This is a genomic window from Sphingomonas sp. PAMC 26617 (genome assembly GCF_000242835.1).
GTDB lineage: Bacteria > Pseudomonadota > Alphaproteobacteria > Sphingomonadales > Sphingomonadaceae > Sphingomonas.
On record NZ_JH594425.1, the window covers coordinates 1,936,571 to 1,960,740 of the forward strand.

Below are 24,170 nucleotides of genomic sequence, written 5' to 3' on the forward strand. Positions count from 1 at the left end.
GCCAGTCTCCATTGCCCCCGCTCCCATCAGCGGGGACCGGAGGGCTTATTTCTTGCGCTTGAAATCCACCGCGACGACGTTCGACCCGTCCTCGATCGGGGTTGCGGTCGGGCCGTCATTCTCGGCTTCCTCGTGCGGTTCGGGGCCCTCGGGGCCTTCCGCCGCCTGGAAGCGCAGCTCGAAATTGACCGCGGGATCGCTGAACCCGGTGATCGCCGAATAGGGGATCACCAGCTTCGACGGCACCTGGTTGAAGCTCAGGCCCACCGAGAACTTCGTCTCGTCGACCAGCAGATCCCAATAGCGGTTCTGCATGACGATCGTCATCTCGTCGGGGAACCGCTCCATCAGCCGGGTCGGAATGTCGACGCCGGGGGCCTGGGTCTTGAAGGTGATGTAGAAATGGTGCTCGCCCGGCAATCCGCCGCTTTCGGCAACCGAACCGAGGACGCGGCCCACCACGGCACGCAGCGCTTCCTGGACGATATCGTCATAGGGAATCAGGCTATCGGGAAGACCATCACTCATCTGCCCTTGGGTAGCGCCCTTTGCTTTCGGGTCAAGATTGCACGGGTGTAAAGAACCGTTATGGGAAGGCGATGCGCACCGCCACGATCTTCCGCCGCACCAGCGAAACCTCGATCGACGTCACCGTCAACCTCGATGGCACTGGCCGCTACGCCGTTTCCACCGGGGTCGGCTTCTTCGATCACATGCTCGAACAGCTCTCGCGCCATTCGCTGATCGACATGGACATCAAGACGGTCGGCGATCTTCATATCGATCAACATCATACGGTGGAGGATACCGGACTCGCGATCGGCGAGGCGGTGCTCAAGGCGCTGGGCGAGAAACGCGGGATCCGCCGCTATGCCGACGCGCTGTCGCCGATGGACGAGACGCTGACGCGCGTCGCGATCGACATTTCGGGCCGGCCGTATCTCGTGTGGAAGACCGCATTCTCGCAGAAGCGCTTGGGCGAGATGGATACGGAAATGTTCGAACATTTTTTCCATTCTTTCGCGCAGACCGCGGGGGTCACGCTGCACATCGAGACGCTGTACGGCAGCAACAACCACCACATCGCCGAGGCCGCGTTCAAGGGCGTTGCGCGCGCGTTGCGCGAGGCGGTCGAGATCGACCCGCGCAAGGCCGACGCGATTCCCAGCACCAAGGGAACGCTCTGAGATGGCGGGCGGGTTTCGCGCCGACGGTCCGTTGTGCCTGATCCTGCTCGATTATGGCGAATCGGTCGAGGCGGTCGATGCGCAGATGCCGCATCACGTCGCGTGGCTGGAGAAGGGGTTCGCGGAAGGCGTGTTCCTCGTCGCCGGACGGCAAAACCCGCGTACCGGCGGGGTGATCGTCGCGCGGGGGCAAAAGGCCGAGGCGGAAGCGCTGGCCGCGACCGATCCGTTCGTCACCGGCGGCGTCGCGACCGCGCGCGTGATCCAGTTCAACGCGAGCTTTGCCGCGCCCGAGATCGCGGCGTTGCTGGCATGACGCTCGCGCTGATCGATTATGGCGCGGGCAACCTCCATTCGGTCGCCAATGCACTCAAGGCGGCAGGGGCGCTGGATATTGTCGTCACCGCCGACCCGGCTGCAGTGGCAAAGGCCGATCGGATCGTCCTGCCGGGCGTCGGTGCGTTCGGCGCCTGCGCGGCGGCGCTCCGCGCGGTAGACGGGATGGTCGAGGCGCTCGAACGGCGCGTGCGGGGGGAGGGCGTGCCGTTCCTCGGGATTTGCGTCGGGATGCAGTTGATGGCGGAGACCGGGGAGGAACTCGGCACTCATGCCGGGCTTGGCTGGATGCGCGGCACGGTCCGCCATCTCGCGCCCGCCGATCCCGCCGCCAAGGTGCCGCACATGGGCTGGAACGACGTGGTGCCGAGCGTCGCGCATCCGCTGATCGTCCCGGGCGAAGCGTATTTCCTCCACTCCTTCGCATATGACGGGGCGGATGTGATCGCGGGCACCGACCATGCCGGGCCGGTCACCGCCGCGATCGGGCGTGACAATATGCTCGGCGTGCAATTCCACCCCGAAAAGAGCCAGCGTTATGGGCTCGACCTTCTCACCCGCTTCTTGAGCTGGAAACCATGAGCCTGATCGTCTTCCCCGCCATCGACCTCAAGGCCGGCCAGGTCGTCCGCCTCGCCGAGGGCGATATGGACCGCGCGACGGTCTATGGCGACGACCCCGCCGCGCAGGCGATGGTGTTCGCGCAAGCCGGCGCGGAGCATCTCCACGTCGTCGACCTCGACGGCGCGTTCGCCGGGGAATCGGTCAATGGCGATGCGGTCCGCGCGATCGTTTCGCAGTTTCCGGGGCATGTGCAGCTTGGCGGCGGGATCCGCGACCGGGCGGGGATCGAGCGCTGGTTCGACCTCGGCGTGTCGCGCGTCGTGATCGGGACGGCGGCGCTCGAAAACCCCGAGCTGGTGCGCGAGGCCGCGGGCGATTTCCCGGGCGGGATCGTCGTCGCGGTCGATGCGCGCGACGGGTTCGTCGCGACCAAGGGCTGGGCGGATGTGTCGAGCGTCGAGGTGATCGACATGGCGCGACGGTTCGAGGATGCGGGCGTCGCGGCGTTGCTGTTCACCGACGTCGGGCGCGACGGGATGCTCAAGGGCTGCAACGTCGAGGCGACGGTCGATCTCGCGCGGAACGTGCGGATCCCGGTGATCGCCAGCGGTGGCGTGAAGGGGATTGCCGAGATTCACGTGCTTGCGCTGCATAACCGGGATGGGGTCGAGGGCGTGATCACGGGACGGGCGTTGTACGACGGCCGGCTCGACCTGGCGGCGGCGCTGGCCGTGGCGAAGGCGGCGTGAGGGGGGTGGGTTTTCTCCCTCTCCCCGCTTGCGGGGAGAGGGCCGGGGAGAGGGGCAGTATCGAGCGCAGCGCTGCTGGACTCCCCCACCCCAACCCCTCCCCTAAAGGGGAGGGGCTTTTTAGCGTGCGCAACACACTCATTCCCCTCCCCTTCAGGGGAGGGGTTAGGGGTGGGGCCGTGTCTCACCGAGAGGCTGGCTTGGTGAACGCCCCCGCATTACCGAAACGCGCGCGGCTTTCCGCATGACCGTCCGTGCACGCGTCATCCCCTGCCTCGACGTCGCGAACGGCCGCGTCGTCAAGGGCGTCAACTTCGTCGAGCTGCGCGATGCGGGCGACCCGGTCGAACAGGCGCGCGCCTATGATGCGGCGGGCGCGGACGAACTCTGCTTCCTCGACATCACCGCGAGCCATGAGGCGCGCGGGACGATCCTCGACGTCGTGCGGCGGACGGCGGAGGTGTGTTTCATGCCGCTCACCGTTGGCGGCGGGGTGCGCTCGGTCGAGGATGCGCGCGCGCTGCTGCTCGCGGGCGCGGACAAGGTCGCGGTCAACAGCGCGGCGGTCGCGCGGCCCGAGCTGGTCGGCAAGATGGCGGACCGGTTCGGCAGCCAGTGCGTCGTCGCCTCGGTCGATGCGCGGCGCGTCGCGGACGGGTGGGAGGTGTTCACCCACGGCGGCCGACGCGCGACCGGGATCGACGCGGTCGCACATGCGCTGCGGCTGGCCGAGCTCGGGGCAGGGGAGTTGCTCGTCACCTCGATGGATCGCGACGGGACGCGGGGTGGCTATGATCTCGCGCTGATCCGCACGATCGCGGACCGGGTCCGCGTGCCGGTGGTGGCGAGCGGTGGGGTCGGCGGGCTTGGCGATCTCGTCGCCGGAATTGCCGAGGGGCATGCGAGCGCGGTGCTCGCGGCGTCGATCTTCCACTTCGGCGAGGCGAGCATCGCCGACGCGCATGCCGCGCTCGCGGCGGCGGGAATCCCGGTGCGGCGGCCGGTGGCGTGAGGCCTCCGTCGCGAAACCACCCCGGCAAAGGCCGGGGCCCAACGGCCAAGCGCCTGCTATCAGGGTGGCGTCCCGGGTTTCACGAACCTGCGCGATTTGGCCCCGGCCTCCGCCGGGGTGGTGCGGCATTTGCAGCTTTGATCGTGACGATGCCAGCGAGCCTGAACGCGACCTCCACCCCGCACAGCGGTGTCGTCACCCCGCGCACCGGCCCCGCGCTTTCCGACATCGCGCTGTTCGTGCTCGCGGCGTTCGGCGTGTTCGTCGTCCGCCGCGCTTTGCGCAAACGCTTCACCAAGCGCCCGCCCAAGGATTGACGCGAAAGCGCAACTGCGCCAGCCCGGACCGCATGGCCGAAGACCCCATCGATACGCTCGCCGCGACGATCCTTGCCCGCAAGGGTGCCGATCCCGCGACCTCCTATACCGCGAGCCTGTTCGGCAAAGGCCGCAGGAAGATCGCGCAGAAGGTCGGCGAGGAAGCGGTCGAAACCGTTATCGCCGCGCTGACCGAGGACCGAGCGGCACTGGTCGGCGAGGCGAGCGACCTCGTTTTCCACCTGCTCGTGCTGCTGGCGGATTGCGACGTCTCGCTCGACGACGTTCGCGCCGAGATCGCGCGGCGCGAAGGCATGTCCGGAATCGCCGAAAAGGCCGCGCGCGCCAATCCTTGAGGAGAGCATCATGCCCGTCGACGCAACGCTACCCTATGACGACCAGAACATCTTCGCCAAGATCCTGCGCGGCGAGATTCCGGCCAAGCGCCTGTACGAGGACGCTTTCGCGATCGCCTTCCCCGACATCAACCCGCAGGCCCCGACGCACATCCTGGTGATCCCCAAGGGGCCCTATGTCTCGTGGGACGATTTCAGCGCGCGCGGCACCGACGCGGAGATCGCGGGCTTCGTCCGCGCGGTCGGCACCGTCGCGCGCGATGCGGGGCTGGTGACGAGCGGCTACCGCCTGCTCGCGAACGCCGGACCCGATTCGCTGCAGGAAGTCCCGCATCTGCACGTCCACATTTTCGCCGGGCGTGCGCTCGGGCCGATGCTCGCGCGCTAAGGCTCTTGCGCGAGGGCGATTTGCGGCTAGGCTCGCGCACAATCATTGCGCGGTGCCAAAGCCCGCCAAACTCCCGGGAGAATCCATCGCATGCTGTTTGGGCGTATCAAGTCTCTCGACGCCATTCTTGCGACTGCTGAAAAGAAATCGCTGCACCGCACGCTCGGCTGGTTTCAGCTGACGTTGTTCGGGATCGGGTGCGTCATCGGCACGGGGATCTTCGTGCTGACTGCAGCAGGCGCGCAAAAGGCCGGTCCCGGTCTCATGCTCGCCTTCGCGATCGCAGGCGCGATCTGCATCGTCGCCGCGCTTTGCTATGCCGAAATCGCCGCGATGATCCCGGTCGCCGGGTCCGCGTACACCTACACCTATGCCTCAATGGGCGAATTTCTCGCCTGGACGGTCGGCTGGGCGCTGATCCTCGAATATGCGGTCGCCGCCAGCGCGGTCGCGGTCGGGTGGTCGGGCTATTTCTCGGGCACGATCCTGCAACATACGTTCGGCATCCATTTGCCCGCCTATCTCTCGGCAGGGCCGCTCGCGCTCGGCGGGGCTCCCGGCGGGCTGATCAATCTGCCCGCGGTGGTGATTTCCTTTCTGGTCACCTGGCTGCTGGTGATCGGGACGAGCGAGAGCGCCAAGGTCAACGCGGTGCTGGTGATGATCAAGATCGCCGCGCTGCTCGTCTTCATGTTCCTGACGGTACCGCGGATCGACCCCGCGCAGTTCAATCCGTTCCTTCCCGCCGGCCTGTTTGGCGGCTTCGGCACCGGCGTCGGCGCGGTCGGCGCGGCGGCGACGATCTTCTTCGCCTATGTCGGTTTCGATTCGGTCTCGACCGCAGCCGAGGAAACCAAGAACCCGCAGCGCAACGTGCCGATCGGGCTGATCGGCAGCCTGGTGTTCTGCACGGTCTTCTACATCGTCGTTGCGGCGGGCGCGATCGGGACGATCGGCGGCCAGCCGATCATGGGCCCGAACGGCATTCCGTTCCCGACCGGATCCGAGGAACTCGCGCGGCAGTGCGCGATGGCGGAACATGCCGGCAAGCTGGTCTGCTCGAACGAGGCGCTTGCACACGTCCTGCGCCAGATCGGCTTCGGCCCGATCGGCAACATGCTCGGCTATGCCGCGTTCATCGCACTTCCCTCGGTGATCCTCGTGCTGCTGTTCGGCCAGACCCGCATCTTCTTCGTGATGAGCCGTGACGGGTTGCTGCCGGCGGCCTGGAGCAAGGTCCACCCGAAGTGGAAGACCCCGCATATCGTGACGATGATCACGGGGTGCGCGGTTGCGCTGGCGGCGGCGTTCCTGCCGGTCGGTCAGCTTGCGGATTATGCCAATGCCGGGACGCTCTACGCGTTCATGATGGTGGCGATCGCGCTGCTGGTGCTGCGCAAGGTCCAGCCCGACCGCAAGCGCGCGTTCCGCACGCCGTTTGCCTGGGTGGTCGCGCCGCTGACGATCGTCGGGTGCCTGTTCCTGTTCTTCAACCTGCCGCTGGTGGCGATGCTGGTGTTGCCGGGCTGGGGCGTGATCGGGCTGCTGATCTACTTCCTCTACAGCCGCCAGCGCAGCCATGTGGGGCGCGGGATCGACGATCCGGAAGAGGCGGAACTGGCGGGGATGCCGAAGCCGCGGTGATCGTTTCGAGATCCGTACCAAAAAGGCCGGGGAGCGATCCCCGGCCTTTTTTGTGCTTTTTTCTTAAGCCCTTCCCCTTCAGGAGCGCCGGGTGAACAGCGCCCCGCGCTGTTCAGGTCATGCCGGGGGCATGACCGACCCGGCGCTGGGTTGGGGTGGGGAAGTGCCTCGCAGAGAGGTGGACGTGCTGTACTGCCCCACCCCCAACCCCTTCCCTGAAGGGGAGGGGCTTAAGAAAGTCAGCCCAGCTTCGACGCCACCAGCGCCTTCAAGTCCACCTGCGCGCGTGCGCCGTAGTGCGAGATGATCTCCGCCGCGCAGATCGCGCCCATCTTGAGCGACGCCGCGACGTCCTTGCCCTGCGCCTGGCCGCGCAGGAAGCCCGCCGCGAACAGGTCGCCCGCGCCGGTCGTGTCGACGACACGCTCGATCGGCTCGGCCGGAACGCTGACGGTTTCGCCGCCGGAAACCGCGATCGCGCCGTGCTCGCTGCGCGTGACGACCAGCATCGGCACTTCCGCCGCCGCCGCCGCGACCGCCGCGTCGAAATCCTGTGTGTCCATCAGCGCGGTGATCTCGGCCTCGTTGGCGAACATGATGTCGATGAGACCGTCGGCCATCAGCTTGCGGAAGTCGCCGCCGTGGCGCGAGATGCAGAACACGTCGCTGAGCGTGAACGCGACCTTGCGGCCCGCCGCGCGCGCAACGTCGATCGCGGCGCGCATCGCCTGGCGCGGTTCCTCCGGATCCCACAGATAGCCTTCGAGATACAGGATCGCGGCACTCGCGATCAGGTCACGGTCGAGCGCGGCCTCGGGGAGGAACTGCGATGCGCCGAGGAAGGTGTTCATCGTGCGCTGGCCGTCGGGGGTGACGAAGATCAGGCATCGCGCGGTCGTCGGGTCACCGTCGCGCGCGGCGGTGGTGAAGTCGATCCCGACCGTGCGGATGTCGTGCGCGAAGATGTCGCCGAGCTCGTCGCTCGCGACTTGGCCGATGAAGCCGCACTTGCCGCCCATCGCCGCGATCCCCGCGACGGTGTTCGCCGCCGAGCCGCCGCTTGCCTCGATCCCCGGGCCCATCTTGGCGTAGAGCGCGTCGGCTTCCTCGGGCGAGAACATGAGCTGCATCGAGCCCTTGGTCATCGCGGCTTCGGCAAGGAACGCGTCGTCGGACTGCGCCAGTACGTCGACGATGGCATTGCCGATCGCGACGACGTCATAGGTGGGCTCGGTCACAGGCAATCTCCGGTTGTGCAAAGGTTGCCGCGCCGTACCGGGGTGCCGGGATACGCGCAACCGCCACGCGGAAAGGCCCGACGCTTTCGCGCCGGGCCTCCCGGAACCGTCAGATCAGGTCAGCTTAGCGGCAGACGACGTTGCCGCGATCGACCGACTGGCCGAGCAACGCACCCGCGCCGCCACCGATCAGCGTGCCGAGCAGCCGCGAACCACCGCCCGCGATCGTGTTGCCGAGCGCGCCGCCCGCGAGACCGCCGATGATCAGGCCGGTCGTGCCGTCGCCACGGCGGCAGTAATAACGGTTGTCGCGCCCGCGATAGATGCGGTCGTTGCGGGTCAGGCGGCGCGGCTGGTAATATTGGCCATCGCGATAATAGTTTTCGGCGTAATAGGCGCGCTGCCCATTCTCGTAGCGATTGTAATCATAGTTGCGATACTGGCGCCAGTCGCGGTTCTGGTTGCGATCCCGGTTGCGGTCGCGCTGGGCGTCGCGCACGTCGCGGCGGTAATCCTGGCGTGCGTTGCGGACATCGCCACGCGAATCGGCATTGCGGACGTCCTGGCGATAGTCGCGCTGCGCGTCGCGGACATCCTGGCGATATTCGCGGTTGGGGTTGTCCTGCGCGGTGGCGGGCAACGCGCTCAGGGCCGTCGTCGCGATTGCCACTGCCATAAAGAACTTACGCATTGAAGAGAACTCCTCGGATCAAATCCATATCGTGGATCAATCGGGAGAACACATGGCCGATGCGGAAAGTTGCGTGAACGGAAAACTACGTACCGTTCACGCAAGTGTCAGGAATATCAGGCGTTAAGGCTATGTGTTAAAGTAATTTCGGCGTTAAGCACTTTCGATACCGGGCAATTCGCCTTGGCGCCGGCTGCGATTTCCTCGAACTTGGCGGGATCGATCCCGGCGATCGTCGCCTTGAGGTCGAGCGCGGAACGCGTGATCGTGAACCCGTCGCCATCCTTGTCGAGCGTGACCTTGGCGGTCGTCTCGAGCTTGCCGTCGGCATACCCCTCCTTGGCGAGCGCGAAGCTCAGCGCCATTGTGAAGCAGCTCGCGTGCGCGGCGGCGATCAGCTCCTCGGGGTTGGTGCCGGGGCCTTCCTCGAAGCGGCTGTTGAAGCCGTATTGCGTGTCCGAAAGAATGCCGGACTGGGTCGAGACATGGCCCTTGCCGTCCTTGCCAAAGCCTTCGTAGGTGGCCGAGCCGCTGCGTGTGGTCATCGTCATTCTCCTGGACGTGAAAAAGCGCGAGCCCTTGCGGGCCCGCGCTGGATATAGGGTCGATATTTCGGGATTTTAGCGGCAGCGGCGATCCGCGGTCATCGACCGGTCGATCGCACGGCCACCGAACGCGCCGGCAACGCCACCGAGCACGGTGCCGAGCGTCTTGTCGCCACGCCCCGCGACCTGGTTGCCGAGCAGCGCGCCGCCGACGCCGCCGACGAGCAGGCCGGTCGTGCCGTCCGAATGGCGGCAGTAGCGGCGACCGTCACGGCCCTGATAGACACGCGGCTTGTAGCGGCCATGATGCTCGCGCGCGGCCGCCTGGGTGGTCGGGACCGCCATGGTGGCGGGGATGACGAGCGATGCGGCGCTGAGCGCCATCAGGAACGTACGCATTCTATTACTCCCAGTTACGATCTTTGCTCTGGATCAATTCCATAGCAGTAACGATACGTAGTTAGGCGGGGTTGCATGAACCTGAAACAACCTCGCGTTCAGCTTTGCCCGGCATTGCCTTCCGGGTGCCGGGGACTTGCGCTCGTCTTGGTTAACCGGTGGGCCGCAGTTCAGGCGGTGGCGAGCAACGTCCGCGCGCGCGCGCAATCGGCGTCCATCTGCGTCGTCAGCGCCTCGAGCGAGTCGAACTTCGCTTCGGGGCGTAGATACTCGACCAGCGCGACCTCGAGCGGTTGCCCGTACAGATCCTCGGAAAAATCGAAGAAGAACGGCTCGAGCAGCTCCTTCGGCGGGTCGAAGCTGGGCCGGATCCCGAGGTTCGCCGCGCCGTCGACGACACGCCCGTCCGCCAGCATACCGCGCACCGCATAAATGCCGTAGGCCGGGCGCACATAGCCGCCCATGTCGAGATTGGCGGTGGGATAGCCGATCGTACGGCCGAGCTTGTCGCCGTGCTGGACGACCCCCGCGATCGTGAAGGCGCGCGTCAGCAGCCGCGCCGCGCCCCGGGGATCGCCCTGCTGCAACAGCTCGCGGATCCGGGTCGAGGACACCGGTTCACCGTCGAGCGTCACCGGATCGACCGTATCGACCGAAAAACCATGCATCGCGCCGAACGTCGCGAGCGCCGCGACCGAGCCGCTGCGCGCCTTGCCGAAGGTGAAATCCCCGCCGGTCACGACCCCGCCGACGCCCAGCGCCGCGATCAGCCGTTCCGCGACGAACGCTTCCGCATCCAGCGCCGCGAGCGCAGCGTCGAAGCGGAACACCACCATCGCATCCGCGCCCGCCTCCGCGAACCAGCGTTCTCGCTGGTCGAGCGTGCTGAGGCGGAACGGCGCGCTGTCGGGGACGAAATGGCGGATCGGATGCGGATCGAACGTGCCGACCAGCGCGGGACGCCCCTCGGCACGCGCGCGGGCGACCGCACGGCCGACCACGGCCTGATGCCCAAGGTGAAATCCATCGAAATTGCCGAGCGCGATGATCCCGCCGCGCAAGCGCTCCGGAACAACCGAGCCGCCGTCGAGCCGCTCCATGGGTGCGCCTATAAGCGGGCCGGGCCGACTGCGCTAGGCGGCTTTGTCGGGAACGATCCCGGCGCGGAGCACGCGCAGCACGTTGCCGCCCATCACCTTGGCGACATCCGCATCGCTGAACCCACGATCGAGCAGCGCCTGAGTGATCGCGACGATCTGCCCCGAATCGAACCCGGTCGTCACCGCGCCGTCGAAATCCGATCCGAGCCCGACGTGATCGATCCCGACGAGGTCGCGCACATGCGCGATCGCCGCCGCCGCGGCTTCGGGCCGGGTCGAGCAGATCGCGGCATCCCAATAACCGATCCCGACTACCCCGCCGGTCCGCGCGACGCCGCGAATCTCGGCGTTGGTCAGGTTGCGGTTGACCTTGCAGGTCGCCTGCACCCCGCCATGGCTCGCCACCACCGGGCGGCGCGCGATCGCGAGGACCTCGGCGATCGTCGCGTGGCTTGCGTGCGCGATGTCGACGATCATCCCGAGCGCCTCCATCCGCCGCATGACCTGCCGCCCGAGCGGGGTCAGCCCGCCCTTCGCCTCGCCGTGCATCGATCCCGCCACGTCATTGTCGAAGAAATGCGCGAGGCCCGCCATGCGGAAGCCAGCACCATATAGCGTGTCCAGATTGACGAGCTTGCCCTCGAGATCCTGCAGTCCTTCGATCGACAGCATCGCGCCGACGACCTTCGCCCCCTCGGCGCGGTCCGCGAGCAGCCGGTCGAGCTGTGCCGACGAGCGGATCACGCGCAACTGGCCGTTGGAGGCGGCGGCATAGCGGTCCAGCTTCTGGGCGTGCCACAGCGAGCGCTGGAGCAGCGACGTCCAAGTGCGCGGCGGTTGCAGATCGGCGATCGTCAGCGCGGTAATGGTGTCGGTGTTGGCCGGGTTGGCGTCGTAATTCTGGTTCGCCGGGGTCTTGGTGACCGACGAAAATATCTGCAGCGCATAATTGCCCTTGAGCAGGCGGGGGAGATCGACCTGCCCCTGGTGCGCGGGGGCGAGCAGGCTGCGTTGCCAGAGCAACGTGTCGGCATGCATGTCGGCGACCTGCAACCGCGCATGGAGCGCCTGCGCCCGTGGCGAGATGCGGAGGGGGACCGGCTCGACCGTGTTCATCCCGCGTTCGATGAGCCCCGGAGCGAGCACGAAGAACAGGATCGCCCCGATCGCGACGAGGCCGAGCACGGCCCCCAGGATCTTGCGCAGCATCGTCACTCTCCGGCCCGCCGGGCTGTGGTCGCCCGATCTGGGGGACGGTATGCGGCGCGCCCGACACCGGGACAAGCCCGGCGGCGGTCAGGGTCTTGCGAGCGTGACGAAGCTGTAGGCGGGTCGGCCGTCGTCTGCGGGATTCGCTGCGCGCGCGATTTCTTGCCAGCCTTCGAAGCGCGGAACGACCACGTCGCCATCGGGCGTGGCATGGACTTTGGTCAGCTCGATCCGGTCGGCGCGCGGTTCGAACAGCGCGAAGATGTCCGCGCCGCCGATGACGGCAATCTCCCCGGTCCCGGCGAGGGCGATCGCGTCCGCGATCGTGTGGACGACCTCCGCGCCGGGCGCGGACCAGCGCGGGTCGCGCGTCAGCACGATGTGGCGACGCCCGGGCAGGGGGGACGGGAAACTCTCGAATGTCTTGCGCCCCATGATCATCGGCTTGCCGATCGTCAGCGCCTTGAACCGCTTGAGGTCGGCGGGGAGGTGCCACGGCAGCGCGCCGTCGCGGCCGATCACGCCATTGTCGGCGCGCGCGAGGATCAGCGTGATCATGGCGGGTCTCCTGCTGCGGAGGGCGGGTTGCCGTTCGCGCAGGTGCGATAGCGGTCGGGGTGGACCGGGGTCGATTCCTATTTCGTCCCCAGGCGCGGAAAGGGGGCGAAGGCTTTCCGGGGAAGTGACAACGCATCCTGACACGTCGGGGTGTAGCGTTGCCCGCCGTTCCGGCGTAGCTTTCGCAAATGCTGCTGCCCAGCGCTTCGGGGGAACGCTCATGAACCTGCTTGTCCTCGCCGCATTCGGATCGGGTGCCGCAGCGCTGCTGTCGGTTCTCGGCGTGGCGCGGCGGTTGTGGATGATCGTCGGCGCCGCGCTGCTGCTCGGGGCGACCGGCTTCGCGGTGCAAAGCACCCGCCACCAGCCCGGCAAGCCGGTCGCCGCCGACGTCGACCCGATCACGGTCGATCCCGGCATGATCGCATTCCGCGCGGCGGTGTTCGCGCCGTCCGCGGTCGACGACCTCGCGCTGGCCAGCGCCGACGGGCGGCTGCAGTCCGGCGATACACGGGCTGCGGCGGAGGGGCTCGCGCGCGACCTCCTGCTGCGCCCTGACGATGCGACCTTGTGGACCGCCTATGGCTATGCGCTCGCGCTCCACGATCATGCCGTGTCCCCCGCGGCGAAGGTCGCGTTCCGGCGCGCGGTGGCGCTGGCGCCGCATACCCCCGGCCCCGCCTTCTTCCTCGGCATGGCGTATGTCGATGCCGGCGAATTTGCCGCCGCGCGGCCTTATTGGAGCTATGCGCTGTCAGTGACGCCGCGCGACGCGCCGTACCGTGGGGACATCGCCGAGCGGATCGCGGCGATCGACCAGTTCCGCACGATGACGGCGGCGGCGCAACGCACCGGCGAGCGGTAAGGCGCGACCGGCGCGCTCGCTCAGCGCACCACGAGCCGGGTATAGAGGTGCCAGGTCGCATAGCCGAGCCACGGCAGCACCACCGCCAGCCCGATCGCCGCGGGGATCATCCCCAGCAGCATCAACCCCGCGACTCGCATTCCCCAGCCAAACACTTCGCGCGGATTCTCGCGTACCGCCTTCAGCGACGTGCGCACCGCGGTCGCGGCGTCGACCGGCGTATCCACGACCATCGGGAAGGACACGACCGCAAGCACCAGCGTCGCCACCGCGAACCCCGCGCCCGCGAGATTGCCGAGCACGATCAGTTCCCAGCCCTCGGCTGTGGTGAACAATCGTCCGAACACGTCGCCGACCGTCATCGGTGCCAGTGCGCCGAGCGTCGCCTGGTAGATCGCATAAGCGACCGCGAGCCACGCAACGAACAGCATTGCGATCCCCAGTGTCAGCAGCGCGAGCGGCGTGCGGCTGCGCCCATTGAGCGGGTCGAGGAAATGCCACCAGCTCGAGTCGCGGCCTTCCTCGCGACGCCGTGCGAGTTCGTAGAAGCCCGAGGCGACCGCCGGCCCCGCGATCGACAGCCCCGCGACGAGCGGGAAGAGCAGCGGCAGCAGCGGCGCGTTGAAGCTGAACAGCACCGCGACGAAACAGACGATCGGATAGAGCAGCCCGAGAAAAATCAGGTCGCCGCGCTTCTCGGTGAAATCGCGCCAGCCCTCCGCCAGGGCCCAGGTGAGATCGCTCGCGCTGATCCGCCGGATCTCGGGGAGATCGGGGGCAGCAGCAGGCGTAGCGGCGGCGTTGGCGTTCCACGTGGTGGGCATGGCGATTTCCTCTCGAGTGGTGCGTCTTTCCTTCTTGTCGGTCTGGGGATCATACGCCTGTTCGGGCGTGCGGACAAATCAGCGGGTGGAGATCAAGCGAAGGGGCCGTTGAGCCGTACGATCGACCAGTTGAGGACCGCGGCGAAGCTGACCCACAGGAAGTAGGGTACGATCAACAGCGCGGCGAACGGCGATATCGGGGCCAGCCCGACCAGCAACGCGACCAGCGATCCCCACAGGAACACCACTTCGCCCAGCGCCCAGTCGGGCCGCTTGAGCGCGAAGAACAACGGGCTCCACAGGAAATGGCACAGCGCGTTGACCGCGAACAGGATCACGACCGAGGTCCGCGCGGCGGAATCGGGCGCGGCGGTCCAGGCGATCGCGGCGGACCAGGCGGCGAGCCCGAGGATGACGGTCCACGCCGGGCCAAACAGCCAGTTGGGCGGCTGCCAGGACGGCTTGCGCAAATTCTTGTACCATTCGCCGATCGGCGTCGCGAGCCCACCGACGACGAGCAGGGCGATGGCGCACGCGCCGGAGACATAAAGCGGGTTCATTTAGCATATTTGGTGGCAACGCGCGCAAAACGCCAGTGTCCACTTGCCGGGTGTCAAGCGCATGATACACTGAGGGCATGCGAGCGGCTTTTCCCTTTTCGGCGATCGTCGGCCAGGACGAGATGAAGCTCGCGCTGCTGCTCGCGGCGGTCGATCCACGGATCGGCGGGGTGATGGTGTTCGGCGATCGCGGGACCGGCAAGTCGACCGCAGTACGCGCGCTGGCGGCGTTGCTGCCGCCGATGCCCGCCGCGCTGGCGGGCTATCATCCCGACGGCGCACCGCCGCTCGCTGCAAAGGCAACCGTCGCCGTCCCGTTCGTCGATCTCCCGCTTGGCGCGACCGAGGACCGCGTGGTCGGCGCGCTCGATCTGGAGCGGGCGCTTGGGGCGGGGGTCAAGGCGTTCGAGCCGGGGCTGCTCGCGCGTGCCAATGGCGGGTTCCTGTATATCGACGAGGTCAACCTGCTCGAGGATCACATCGTCGACCTGCTGCTCGATGTCGCGGCGTCGGGCGAGAATGTCGTCGAGCGCGAGGGGCTTTCGGTGCGGCATCCGGCGCGGTTCGTGCTGGTCGGCAGCGGCAACCCCGAGGAGGGCGAGCTCCGCCCGCAATTGCTCGATCGCTTCGGGCTGTCGGTCGAGGTGCGCACGCCGCAGGACCTGGCGAGCCGGGTCGAGATCCTCAGGCGCTGCGACGCGTTCGAGCGGACGCCCGAAGCCTTTGCCGAAACGTGGCGGAGCGCGGAGAAGAAGACGCTCAAGCGGATCGCGCGCGGCCGCGCCGGGCTTGCGGAGGTAGTCGTGCCCGATCCGATGCTGGCGCGCGCCTCGACGCTGTGCATGGCGGTCGGCGCGGACGGGTTGCGCGGCGAACTGACGCTGATCCGCGCGGCGCGGGCACTGGCGGCGCTCGACGCCGCGGGCGCGGTCACCGCCGACCATATCGCGCGGATCGCGCCGCTTGCGCTGCGGCATCGGCTGCGGCGCGGGGTGCTCGACGAGACCGGGTCGACCGTGCGGATCGAGCGCGCGCTGGACGAACTGGCGGCGGCATGACCGACGCGCCTTCGGCGCTGGACGATGCGCTGCTGGCGGCGCGGTTGTGCGCTATGGATCCGGTCGGTCTCGGCGGGATGATTTTGCGCGGCGGGGGTGACATGCGCGACGACGTGGTGGCGGCGCTCCATCCGGCCTTGCCCGACGGCGCGCCGCTGCGACGGATTCCCGCGCACGTTGACGACGAGGCGTTGCTCGGCGGGCTCGATCTCGGCGCGACGCTCGCGCTCGGGCGACCGGTGCGGCAACTCGGGCTGCTGGCGGCGGCGGATGGCGGCTTGGTGGTGCTGCCGATGGCGGAGCGGATGACCGACGCGACCGCCGCGCGACTCGCGGGCGTGCTCGATGCGGGCGTGGTCGACGGGGCGGCGGTGCGCGTCGCGGTGGTCGCGCTCGACGACGGGGTGGAGGACGAAGCGCCGCCGCAGGCGCTGGTCGAGCGGCTGGCATTTCGGATGGATCTGTCGGGGTGTCGCCCGACTTCCGCTTCCCCGGCGAAGGCCGGGGCCCAGTCGAGGGACAATTCTGGCGAAGGAATGCGCCTAGTTACTACGACCTGCGCGACTGGGCCCCGGCCTTCGCCGGGGAAGGATGCGGTCTGTTTGTCACCATTGCCGCAGGATTCGCAGATGCCTGAAGAGAGACTTGGTGCGGAAATACCGACGTCCGACCCATTTGCCATCCTCGCCGCAACCGCACTGGCGCTCGGGATCGATTCCGCCCGCGCGCCGCTGTTCGCGCTCCGCGCCGCGCGCGCCGCCGCCGCGCTTGCCGGGCGCGATGCCATCGCGGACGAGGATCTGTTGCTCGCGGTCCGGCTCGTCCTCGTGCCCCGCGCGACCCGGCTGCCCGCGCCGCCCGAAGCCGACAGCGCGCGCGAACCCCCGCCGCTACCCCCCGAAAGCGACTCGGGCGAGGAGGAGCAGGGCACGCTCGAGGCCCCCGAAGACGTCATCCTCGAAGCCGCGCTCGCCACGCTCCCGCGCGACGTGCTCGAACAGCTCGCGGCCGGGCGCGGGCGGCGTAGCGCGAACCGCGCGCGCGGTGCCGGCGAACGCCGCAAGTCCGCGTTGCGCGGCCGCCCCCTCGCGTCGCGCGCGGGGCTCCCGCGCGGTGGCGTGCGCCTCAGCCTGATCGATACGCTGCGCGCCGCCGCGCCGTGGCAGACGCTGCGCGCGCGCGGCGACGGCGCGATCCGGATCCGGCGCGACGACCTGCGCATCCGCCGGTTCGAGACTCGCAGCGAAACACTGACGATCTTCGCGGTCGATGCATCGGGGTCGGCGGCGGCGGCGCGGCTGGCGGAGGCGAAGGGCGCGGTCGAGCTGTTGCTCGCCGAGGCCTATGTAAAGCGCGCGCAGGTCGCGCTGATCGCGTTTCGCGGGGTTGGTGCGGAACTGTTGCTCCCGCCGACGCGCTCGCTGACCCGCGCACGGCGTGCGCTCGCGGCGCTGCCGGGGGGCGGGGGGACGCCGCTCGCCGCCGGGCTCGACGCCGCGCGGCTGCTGGCGGAAGCGGCGCGCGCGCGGGGACGGACGCCGTTCCTCGTCGTGCTGACCGACGGCCGCGCCAACATCGCCGCCGATGGCAGCGCGGTCCGTGACCGCGCCGAGCAGGACGCCGAACAGGCCGCGCGCGCGATCGGCCAGACCGGAATCAGCGCGGCGTTCGTCGATACGTCCGCGCGGCCCCGCCCCGAGGGCGCACGACTCGCGCTGGCGATGGGCGCGCGCTACCTCCCGCTGCCGCGCGCCGATGCGACGGCGATGCACCGCGCGGTCGCCGCGGTGCAGGCGGCATGAGCGCGCCGCGCTGGTCGGTCGAGGGGCGCGACTGGCCCAATCGCGCCGCCAGCCGGTTCGTCGAGAGCGGGCGAATCCGCTGGCATGTCCAGCAGATGGGGGCGGGGCCGGTCGTGCTGCTGCTCCACGGCACCGGCGCGGCGACGCATAGCTGGCGTGGGCTGCTGCCGCTGCTCGCGGAGCGTTTCACCGTCGTCGCGCCCGATCTGCCGGGGCATGGCTTCACCACCGGGCGTCCGGTCGGCGGGCTCGCGATGCCCGCGATGGCGCGCGCGGTCGGCGATCTGCTCGGCACGCTCGGGGTCGCGCCCGATTTCGTCGTCGGGCACTCGGCGGGGGCGGCGATCGGGGTGCGAATGGTGCTCGACGGGCTGGTCCGGCCGCGCGGTGTAATCGGCCTCAACCCGGCGCTGACGCCGTTCCCGGGGCTTGCCGCGCAACTGTTCCCGACGCTCGCGCGGATGCTGTTCGTCAATCCGTTCGCGCCGCATATCGTCGCCGCGATGGTGCGCGGGCCCGGGGATGCTTCGGCCTATGTCAAACGCGCGACGGGGTCACGGATCGACTCGGCCGGGGTCGATTTCTACCGGCGGCTGTTCGCGACGTCGGATCATGTCGCAGGCGCGATCACGATGATGGCGGCGTGGGACCTCGACACGTTCGCGCGCGACGTGCCGCGGCTCCGCGTGCCGACGCTGCTGGTGCACGGCGCGGCGGACTCGGCGATCCCGTTGGCGTCGGTAAAGGCAGCGGCGGCGCTGATCCCCGACAGCCGGATCGAGGTTTTGCCCGGGCTCGGTCATCTCGCGCATGAGGAAAAGCCCGCCGAGGTTGCGGCGCTGATCGCAGGGTTCGCAGGGAAGGAATGACGCTCCCCTACCACCCGTTCGTTTCGAGCGTAGTCGAGAAACCTCCGCTGTGCCGGGTTTCTCGTCTTCGCTCGAAACGAACGGGAAGCGGGTGAATAGCATGATCGCCGCCAACCCCGGCCTCGTCGGACTGCTCGACATGGCGATCGTCGGCGTGCCCACGATCGTCTTCATCATCTGGCAGCTCGTCTCGATCAACCGCGAGATCGCGCGCGACAAGGTTCGGAAAGACGACGACTCACCAGAAGGCGCGCGGCATCCGGTAGGGGAGCATCGACTGGACGACCGGTGAGCGGAACCGCCCGAGCGACAGGCTCTCGTGCACCGCGCGGACGGACTCGCCGAACAGCCGGGTGTCGAGTGCCGAGCGCGCGTAGAACGGCGCGTCGATCCACGTCTTCGCCACGCGCGGCACCGAACCCGGATCGGCGCGAGTCGCCCGCGCCACCAGCCACCGCGTCCGCGGCAGCACCACGCGCGGTGGCGGCGCGACGTCGTGCCAGCGCCCCTGCCGGTCGAACTTCAGCGCAAGGTCGAACGGCGCGCCGTTGCGGCGACGCCCCTCGTACAACACCGCGACGTCGGTCTTGAGATGCGCGCGCGCCCAGTGCCAGTCGTCGAACCCCGCCTCGAGCGGTTCGTCGCCGAAGTTCGAATCGAAATAGCCGTCCCCCGACCAGCGCACGTCCGGGTGCGTCATCTCCACCTCGACTCGCGCGCGCGGTGCGACCGGATGCCAGCGGTGGCGCGCGTCGGGATCGAGCGCGAAGGCGGTCGTCCCGATCATCTCGGGCCGCACCCGCACCGTGCCGCGCACCGGATAGGGCAAGGGCGCGGAAATCTCGGCGATGTCGATCACCAGCGTATCCCCGTCCCAGCTGAGCGCGCTCGGCCCCACCGCGAAATGATCCGCATCGCGCCGCACGCGCTTTTCGCCGCGCTCGGTCATCGCCCACGCCCCCCCGCGCGGGCCGCACAACGCCACGTTGATCGCGCAGTGATTGTCCGGCCGCCCGCGCCCCGACAGTTTGTAGTAAGGCGAGAAGACGCTGCCGACGAACGCGATGATCGTCAGGCCGAAGCGACGGTCCGCGCTGAACGCGTCGACATACCACCAGGCATAGCCACCGGGTGGGACGACACCGTCGAAGCGCGGTCCCTGAGCAGGGAGTCGACGGCTAGGCGGGCGGACAAGGCCGCCATCGGGACGCCCGCGCCCGGATGGGTACTCCCGCCCGCGCAATAGAGCCCAGGGATCCGAGTCCGGCTGCCGGGGCGCCGGAAGGACGCCGCCCACCCGTGCGAGTCCGGTCCATAAAGGGCTCCACCCGTCCGTGGGAACAGCCGGTGGAAGTCCTGCGGCCGGGTCAGCACCGTTGCCGCTTCCGGCAGATCGAGCGTCAGGCCCGCGCGGGTGAGCGTTGCGTGCATCGACTGAGTGCATTGGTCCGTCTCCGCTTGGGTGAGGGGATGGGTGTCGCCGGTGGGGCTCGCGTTGACGATGATCTGGAAGCGTTCGGGGCCGGTGCGCGGCGCGGCGTCGCGCGCGTCGCGGTCCTGCGCGCAGACGTAGACGCTCGGGTCGTTCGCCAGCCGCCCGCCCGCGAGCGCGCCGAACTCGGCGGCTGAGTCGCGCGAGAAGAAGACGTTGTGCCGCACCAGCGGAAAGCCCTCGGCAGTCCCGCGCGCGCACCACACCAGCGCCGACAACGAGCGTCGCGCCGGCGGTTGCGCCGCGACCGCATGCCGCACGCCTGCGCCGAACGCGCCGCCCGCCAGCGCGGCAGGATCGGCGTTGCACACCACCGCGCCCGCCGCGATCCGTTCGCCCGACGCGAGCACGACCCCCGCCGCCCGCCCGCGCTCGACGAGGATCTCGGCGACCGGCGCGCCATAGCGAAAGGTCGCGCCGTTGCGCAGCGCCAGCGCCTCGAGCGCTAGCGCAAGGCGGTGCATCCCGCCCTCGATCAGCCACACCCCCGCTGCCTCGACATGCGCGATCAGCATCAGCGTCCCCGGACACTGAAACGGCGACGACCCGCAATAGGTCGCATAGCGCCCGAACAACTGCCGCAGCCGCGGATCGCGGAAATGGTCGCCGAGCGCGCGCCACAGCGACTCATACGGGCGGATCCGGTTGAGATCGGCAAAACCGCGCCACCCGAGCCGCCACGTCAGCCCGAGCGGGTTGGTCTGTGGTAACTGCAGGAATGGCCGGTCGAGCGTCTCGAAGATCCGCTGCGCCTCGGCGCGGAATGCGCGATACCCCGCCGCCTCGCGCGCGCCCGCAAGCGCGCCGATCGCCGCCTCGCTCTCGGCCGGATCGGCGAACAGGTCGAGCCGGTCGTCGCCCCACGCATGGCGCGCGAGGATCGTCGCGGGGGTGAGGGTGAGATGCGCGTCGAGCGATGATCCGCACGCGTCGAACACCGCATCGAACACGTGCCGCAAGGTGAACACCGTCGGCCCCGCGTCGATCGCCGCTCCCCCGGCATGGACCGCGCGCAGCTTGCCGCCGGGGGTGGGGGCAGCCTCGACCACCGTCACCGCCATCCCCTGCGCCGCAAGCAGCGCCGCGCTGACGAGCCCCCCGACTCCAGCCCCGATGATGACGGCATGGTCCTGCGTTGCCACCGGCCTTCTCCACGACAGTTGACCGCGACCCCTTTGGTGTCCAATCAAATGGACACAAGGTGTCGTCCAGATTGGAAAGCATGTCAAAGGACTATCTGCATCGGATGCGCGGAACCTGGATCGGCTGGCGCAACGCCATTCTGTCCTCCCCACGGTTTCAGGACTTTGCCGCGCGATGCTGGCTGACCCGCCCGGTTGCGCGCGCGCGCGCGCGAGGGCTGTTCGATCTCGTCGCGGGGTTCGTCTACGCGCAGACGCTTGCGGCGTGCGTCGAGCTCGGGCTGCTCGACCTGCTGGCGGAAGGCCCGCTGGAGACCGGGGTGATCGCGCGCCACTGCGACCTGTCCCCCGACTCCGCGTTGCGCCTGCTGCGCGCAGCGGCATCGCTTGGGCTGGTCGAACCCTTTGGCGCGGCATGGGTCCTCGGCAGCAACGGCGCGGCGCTGCGCGGGAATGGCGGCATCGCCGAAATGGTCGCGCACCATCACCTGCTCTATGCGGATCTCGCCGATCCCGTGGCGCTGTTGCGACGCGGCGGAGGGGGCGGGGCACTCGCGGGCTTCTGGCGCTATGCCGAGCATCCGGGCGATGGCGATACGGCTGCGGTCGACGCCTATTCGCGGCTGATGGCGGCGTCGCAGCCGCTGGTGGCGGCGCAGATCCTGCGGTCCTATCGCTTCGCGCAGCATCGCCGGATGCTCGATGTCGGCGGCGGGGAGGGGCGGTTCGTCGAGTCGGTCGGCAACCACGTATCCGGGATCGACCTCGCCGTGTTCGATCTCCCTGCGGTCGGCGCGCGGGCGCAGGCCCGACTCGCCGCCGCTGGCCTTGGTGCGCGAACGACGGTCCACGGCGGGAATTTCCTGCTCGATCCGCTCCCTGCCGGACACGATTTGATCACGCTGGTCCGCGTGCTGCATGATCATGACGATGCGCCCGCTCTGGCGTTGCTGCGCGCGATCCATGCCGCGCTGCCCCCCGGCGGCACGCTGCTGATTGCAGAACCGATGGCGGGCACGCGCGGCGCAGAGCCCGCGGGCGACGCCTATTTCGGCCTGTATCTGCTCGCCATGGGGTTGGGGCGACCCCGGACTCCCCGCGAAATCCACGCGATGTTGCGCACCGCAGGCTTCGCCACGATGCGGACGCTGGCAACCGCGATGCCGCTGACCTGCCGGGTCATCATTGCACGCCGCCAATCAGGCGACATAAAGGATTGACAACTAAAAGTGTCCAACTAAGCTTACACTCAAGACGAGCCGTAGTGGCATTGTCGTCCGGGGAGAAGCGCGGTGGAAACACTGGCAGTGGTATTGGAGGCGCCTGAACGGCTGGTCCTTCGTCCGCTCGCGCTGACCGACCTGGGTGCCGCCGACGTCCTGATCGACGTCGCCTGGAGCGGGATCAGCTCGGGCACCGAGAAACTGCTGTGGTCGGGCCGGATGCCTGCTTTCCCCGGCATGGGGTATCCGCTGGTTCCGGGGTATGAATCGGTCGGGCGGATCGTCGATGCCGGGGCGGAGGTGCGCGGGCGGATCGGCGAATGGGTCTTCGTCCCCGGCGCCAATTGCTATCAGGACGCGCGCGGATTGTTCGGGGGAACGGCTGAGCGCGTCATCCTGCCGTCGGCGCGCGCGCTTCCGGTCGCCGAATCGCTCGGGGCGGACGGGATTCTCACTGCGCTGGCGGCGACCGCCTATCATGCGGTGGCGGGGGGCAATCCGCCGGATCTGGTGATCGGGCACGGGATCGTCGGGCGGCTGGTCGCCCGGATCGCGGTCGCCTGCGGCGCGCCTGTACCGACCGTGTGGGAGACCAATCCGGACCGGCGCGACGGTGATGGTTACGCCGTGATCGACCCTGCGCACGACGACCGTCGCGATTATGCGACGATCTGCGACGCGAGCGGCACGCCCGACATTCTCGACACCGCGATCCCGCGGCTCGCGAAGCGCGGCGAGATCGTGCTCGCGGGGTTTTACGACCGGCTGAGCTTCGGCTTCCCGCCTGCCTTTCAGCGCGAGGCGCGGCTGCGCATCTCCGCCGAATTTACCCCCGCAGACGTCGCCGCGACCCATGCACTGGTCGACTCCGGCGCGCTGCGGCTCGGCGGGCTGATCAGCCACGTCCGCCCGGCGACCGAGGCGCTCGACGCCTATCCCGCCGCCTTTGGCGACCCGGACTGTCTCAAGATGGTACTCGACTGGAGGGCTGCATGACGATGCTCGATCCCGGACCGCTGCGGCAGGAAGCCGAGCACGAACCGGACCCGGTCCCGACCGGCCCGGTCACCAAGGAAACGCAGATCATCGCGATCTACGGCAAGGGCGGCAGCGGCAAGTCGTTCGCGCTGGCGAACCTCAGCTACATGATGGCGCAGCAGGGCAAGCGCGTGCTGCTGATCGGGTGCGACCCCAAGAGCGATACGACCTCGCTGCTGTTCGGCGGCAAGTCGACCCCGACGATCATCGAGACCAGCTCGCGCAAGAAGCTTGCGGGCGAGGAGATCGGGATCGAGGACGTCTGCTTCCAGCGCGACGGGGTGTTCGCGATGGAGTTGGGCGGGCCCGAAGTCGGGCGCGGCTGCGGCGGACGCGGGATCATCCACGGGTTCGAGACGCTCGAGAAACTCGGGTTCCACGAATGGGGGTTCGACTATGTCCTGCTCGATTTTCTGGGCGACGTGGTGTGCGGCGGCTTCGGCCTGCCGATCGCGCGCGACATGTGCCAGAAGGTGATCGTGGTCGCGTCGAACGACCTGCAGTCGCTCTACGTCGCCAATAACGTCTGCAAGGCGGTCGAATATTTCCGCAAGATGGGCGGCAATGTCGGCGTCGCGGGGATGATCCTCAACAAGGACGACGGCACCGGCGAGGCGCAGGCGTTTGCCGCGGCAGTCGGCATCCCGGTGCTGACCGCGATCCCCGCGAACGAGGACATCCGCAAGAAAAGCGCGAATTACCAGATCATCGGCAAGCCCGGCGGGCAATGGGCGAGCCTGTTCGAGGAGCTTGCGGTCAACGTGGCGGAAGCCCCGCCGCTGCGGCCGTCGCCGCTCGACCAGGACGGGTTGCTCGGGCTGTTCTCGGCGGATGTGACGGGGGCGGATTATGCGCTGAAACCTGCGAGCCAGGCGGACATGCGCGGCGTCGCGTACGTGACGAAGCCCACGCTTGAGGTCGTGTACGATGCCGTCTGAGGCTGGCCTTCCTTCTAAGCCCCTCCCCTTCAGGGGAGGGGTTGGGGGTGGGGCCGTGCCTTCTTC

Annotated in this window: 29 protein-coding genes; 17 read left to right on the forward strand and 12 right to left on the reverse strand. The window is 68.7% G+C overall.

Annotation, left to right across the window (positions count from 1 at the left end; translation table 11 throughout):
* Positions 1 to 45 precede the first annotated feature (45 nt).
* Positions 46 to 528 carry an SspB family protein gene (locus tag RH91_RS08550; protein ID WP_010162262.1) on the reverse strand — a complete coding sequence of 161 codons (483 nt, stop codon included), beginning with the start codon at positions 526 to 528 and terminating at the stop codon, positions 46 to 48.
* A gap of 71 nt (positions 529 to 599) precedes the next feature.
* Here RH91_RS08550 and hisB point away from each other — a divergent pair, with 71 nt between their 5' ends.
* The 9 genes from hisB to RH91_RS08595 all read left to right on the forward strand — a co-directional run bounded on the left by hisB (position 600) and on the right by RH91_RS08595 (position 6,553).
* Positions 600 to 1,187, forward strand: coding sequence for an imidazoleglycerol-phosphate dehydratase HisB (gene hisB, locus RH91_RS08555; protein WP_010162263.1), 588 nt, complete (start codon positions 600 to 602; stop codon positions 1,185 to 1,187).
* Between the two features lies 1 nt (position 1,188).
* Positions 1,189 to 1,503, forward strand: coding sequence for a YciI family protein (locus tag RH91_RS08560; RefSeq protein WP_010162264.1), 315 nt, complete (start codon positions 1,189 to 1,191; stop codon positions 1,501 to 1,503).
* Complete coding sequence (gene hisH / locus RH91_RS08565; protein ID WP_010162265.1) at positions 1,500 to 2,105, forward strand: imidazole glycerol phosphate synthase subunit HisH; 606 nt, start codon at positions 1,500 to 1,502, stop codon at positions 2,103 to 2,105. The genes RH91_RS08560 and hisH overlap by 4 nt, the downstream gene beginning before the upstream one ends.
* Positions 2,102 to 2,836 (forward strand): 1-(5-phosphoribosyl)-5-[(5-phosphoribosylamino)methylideneamino]imidazole-4-carboxamide isomerase, encoded by a 735-nt coding sequence (gene hisA / locus RH91_RS08570; RefSeq protein ID WP_010162266.1) that lies wholly within the window; start codon positions 2,102 to 2,104, stop codon positions 2,834 to 2,836. The genes hisH and hisA overlap by 4 nt, the downstream gene beginning before the upstream one ends.
* 244 nt (positions 2,837 to 3,080) lie before the next feature.
* Positions 3,081 to 3,848 (forward strand): imidazole glycerol phosphate synthase subunit HisF, encoded by a 768-nt coding sequence (gene hisF / locus RH91_RS08575; protein ID WP_010162267.1) that lies wholly within the window; start codon positions 3,081 to 3,083, stop codon positions 3,846 to 3,848.
* Between the two features lie 143 nt (positions 3,849 to 3,991).
* A complete protein-coding gene (locus RH91_RS08580; protein WP_157136884.1) occupies positions 3,992 to 4,165 on the forward strand; it encodes a hypothetical protein in 174 nt (57 codons plus the stop codon).
* 32 nt (positions 4,166 to 4,197) lie between these two features.
* Positions 4,198 to 4,521, forward strand: coding sequence for a phosphoribosyl-ATP diphosphatase (locus RH91_RS08585; protein WP_010162268.1), 324 nt, complete (start codon positions 4,198 to 4,200; stop codon positions 4,519 to 4,521).
* Positions 4,522 to 4,531: 10 nt separating this feature from the next.
* On the forward strand, positions 4,532 to 4,909 hold the full coding sequence (locus RH91_RS08590) for a histidine triad nucleotide-binding protein (protein ID WP_010162270.1): 378 nt from the start codon (positions 4,532 to 4,534) through the stop codon (positions 4,907 to 4,909).
* A gap of 90 nt (positions 4,910 to 4,999) precedes the next feature.
* A complete protein-coding gene (locus RH91_RS08595) occupies positions 5,000 to 6,553 on the forward strand; it encodes an amino acid permease (RefSeq protein WP_010162271.1) in 1,554 nt (517 codons plus the stop codon).
* Positions 6,554 to 6,792: 239 nt separating this feature from the next.
* On the opposite strand, the gene RH91_RS08600 is transcribed toward RH91_RS08595, so the two are convergent.
* The 7 genes from RH91_RS08600 to RH91_RS08630 all read right to left on the reverse strand — a co-directional run bounded on the left by RH91_RS08600 (position 6,793) and on the right by RH91_RS08630 (position 12,293).
* Complete coding sequence (locus RH91_RS08600) at positions 6,793 to 7,791, reverse strand: adenosine kinase (protein ID WP_010162272.1); 999 nt, start codon at positions 7,789 to 7,791, stop codon at positions 6,793 to 6,795.
* Between the two features lie 124 nt (positions 7,792 to 7,915).
* A complete protein-coding gene (locus RH91_RS08605; RefSeq protein ID WP_029623717.1) occupies positions 7,916 to 8,482 on the reverse strand; it encodes a glycine zipper 2TM domain-containing protein in 567 nt (188 codons plus the stop codon).
* 116 nt (positions 8,483 to 8,598) lie between these two features.
* Positions 8,599 to 9,027, reverse strand: coding sequence for an OsmC family protein (locus tag RH91_RS08610; RefSeq protein WP_010162274.1), 429 nt, complete (start codon positions 9,025 to 9,027; stop codon positions 8,599 to 8,601).
* Between the two features lie 75 nt (positions 9,028 to 9,102).
* Positions 9,103 to 9,426 (reverse strand): glycine zipper 2TM domain-containing protein, encoded by a 324-nt coding sequence (locus RH91_RS08615; RefSeq protein ID WP_010162275.1) that lies wholly within the window; start codon positions 9,424 to 9,426, stop codon positions 9,103 to 9,105.
* Positions 9,427 to 9,596: 170 nt separating this feature from the next.
* Positions 9,597 to 10,526, reverse strand: coding sequence for a bifunctional riboflavin kinase/FAD synthetase (locus RH91_RS08620; RefSeq protein ID WP_010162277.1), 930 nt, complete (start codon positions 10,524 to 10,526; stop codon positions 9,597 to 9,599).
* A gap of 33 nt (positions 10,527 to 10,559) precedes the next feature.
* Entirely contained in the window at positions 10,560 to 11,735 is a 1,176-nt protein-coding gene (locus RH91_RS08625) for a dipeptidase (RefSeq protein WP_010162278.1), read from the reverse strand.
* Between the two features lie 87 nt (positions 11,736 to 11,822).
* A complete protein-coding gene (locus RH91_RS08630) occupies positions 11,823 to 12,293 on the reverse strand; it encodes a dihydrofolate reductase (protein WP_010162279.1) in 471 nt (156 codons plus the stop codon).
* Positions 12,294 to 12,513: 220 nt separating this feature from the next.
* Here RH91_RS08630 and RH91_RS08635 point away from each other — a divergent pair, with 220 nt between their 5' ends.
* Positions 12,514 to 13,158 carry a tetratricopeptide repeat protein gene (locus tag RH91_RS08635; RefSeq protein WP_010162281.1) on the forward strand — a complete coding sequence of 215 codons (645 nt, stop codon included), beginning with the start codon at positions 12,514 to 12,516 and terminating at the stop codon, positions 13,156 to 13,158.
* Positions 13,159 to 13,178: 20 nt separating this feature from the next.
* Here the strand turns inward: RH91_RS08635 and RH91_RS08640 are convergent, their stop codons facing one another.
* Together RH91_RS08640 and RH91_RS08645 are read right to left on the reverse strand one after the other, a co-directional pair.
* Positions 13,179 to 13,982 carry a DUF2189 domain-containing protein gene (locus RH91_RS08640; protein WP_010162282.1) on the reverse strand — a complete coding sequence of 268 codons (804 nt, stop codon included), beginning with the start codon at positions 13,980 to 13,982 and terminating at the stop codon, positions 13,179 to 13,181.
* A 92-nt stretch (positions 13,983 to 14,074) separates the two neighbouring features.
* On the reverse strand, positions 14,075 to 14,542 hold the full coding sequence (locus tag RH91_RS08645; RefSeq protein ID WP_010162283.1) for a TspO/MBR family protein: 468 nt from the start codon (positions 14,540 to 14,542) through the stop codon (positions 14,075 to 14,077).
* Positions 14,543 to 14,619: 77 nt separating this feature from the next.
* On the opposite strand from RH91_RS08645, the gene RH91_RS08650 reads away from it, so the two are divergent.
* The 4 genes from RH91_RS08650 to RH91_RS08665 all read left to right on the forward strand — a co-directional run bounded on the left by RH91_RS08650 (position 14,620) and on the right by RH91_RS08665 (position 18,563).
* On the forward strand, positions 14,620 to 15,600 hold the full coding sequence (locus RH91_RS08650) for an ATP-binding protein (RefSeq protein ID WP_010162285.1): 981 nt from the start codon (positions 14,620 to 14,622) through the stop codon (positions 15,598 to 15,600).
* On the forward strand, positions 15,597 to 17,402 hold the full coding sequence (locus tag RH91_RS08655) for a magnesium chelatase subunit D (protein ID WP_010162286.1): 1,806 nt from the start codon (positions 15,597 to 15,599) through the stop codon (positions 17,400 to 17,402). The genes RH91_RS08650 and RH91_RS08655 overlap by 4 nt, the downstream gene beginning before the upstream one ends.
* Positions 17,399 to 18,271: an alpha/beta fold hydrolase BchO gene (bchO, locus tag RH91_RS08660; protein WP_010162287.1), complete on the forward strand. Its 873-nt coding sequence runs from the start codon at positions 17,399 to 17,401 to the stop codon at positions 18,269 to 18,271. The genes RH91_RS08655 and bchO overlap by 4 nt, the downstream gene beginning before the upstream one ends.
* Positions 18,272 to 18,371: 100 nt before the next feature.
* Positions 18,372 to 18,563, forward strand: coding sequence for a hypothetical protein (locus RH91_RS08665; RefSeq protein ID WP_010162288.1), 192 nt, complete (start codon positions 18,372 to 18,374; stop codon positions 18,561 to 18,563).
* Here RH91_RS08665 and RH91_RS08670 read toward each other — a convergent pair.
* A complete protein-coding gene (locus tag RH91_RS08670; RefSeq protein WP_232283444.1) occupies positions 18,510 to 19,220 on the reverse strand; it encodes a hydratase in 711 nt (236 codons plus the stop codon). The genes RH91_RS08665 and RH91_RS08670 overlap by 54 nt on opposite strands.
* Before the next feature lie 122 nt (positions 19,221 to 19,342).
* Positions 19,343 to 20,905 carry a 1-hydroxycarotenoid 3,4-desaturase CrtD gene (gene crtD / locus RH91_RS08675; protein WP_010162290.1) on the reverse strand — a complete coding sequence of 521 codons (1,563 nt, stop codon included), beginning with the start codon at positions 20,903 to 20,905 and terminating at the stop codon, positions 19,343 to 19,345.
* 80 nt (positions 20,906 to 20,985) lie between these two features.
* On the opposite strand from crtD, the gene RH91_RS08680 reads away from it, so the two are divergent.
* The 3 genes from RH91_RS08680 (at position 20,986) to RH91_RS08690 (ending at position 24,104) form a co-directional block, all read left to right on the forward strand.
* The gene (locus RH91_RS08680) at positions 20,986 to 22,125 is read left to right on the forward strand and encodes a methyltransferase (RefSeq protein WP_010162291.1); all 1,140 of its coding nucleotides are present in this window, start codon (positions 20,986 to 20,988) and stop codon (positions 22,123 to 22,125) included.
* 72 nt (positions 22,126 to 22,197) lie between these two features.
* Positions 22,198 to 23,124 carry a chlorophyll synthesis pathway protein BchC gene (gene bchC, locus RH91_RS08685; RefSeq protein ID WP_010162293.1) on the forward strand — a complete coding sequence of 309 codons (927 nt, stop codon included), beginning with the start codon at positions 22,198 to 22,200 and terminating at the stop codon, positions 23,122 to 23,124.
* Positions 23,121 to 24,104, forward strand: a complete 984-nt coding sequence (locus tag RH91_RS08690; RefSeq protein WP_010162294.1) for a chlorophyllide a reductase iron protein subunit X — start codon at positions 23,121 to 23,123, stop codon at positions 24,102 to 24,104. Before bchC ends, RH91_RS08690 begins: the two co-directional genes overlap by 4 nt.
* The last annotated feature ends 66 nt before the right edge of the window (positions 24,105 to 24,170 follow it).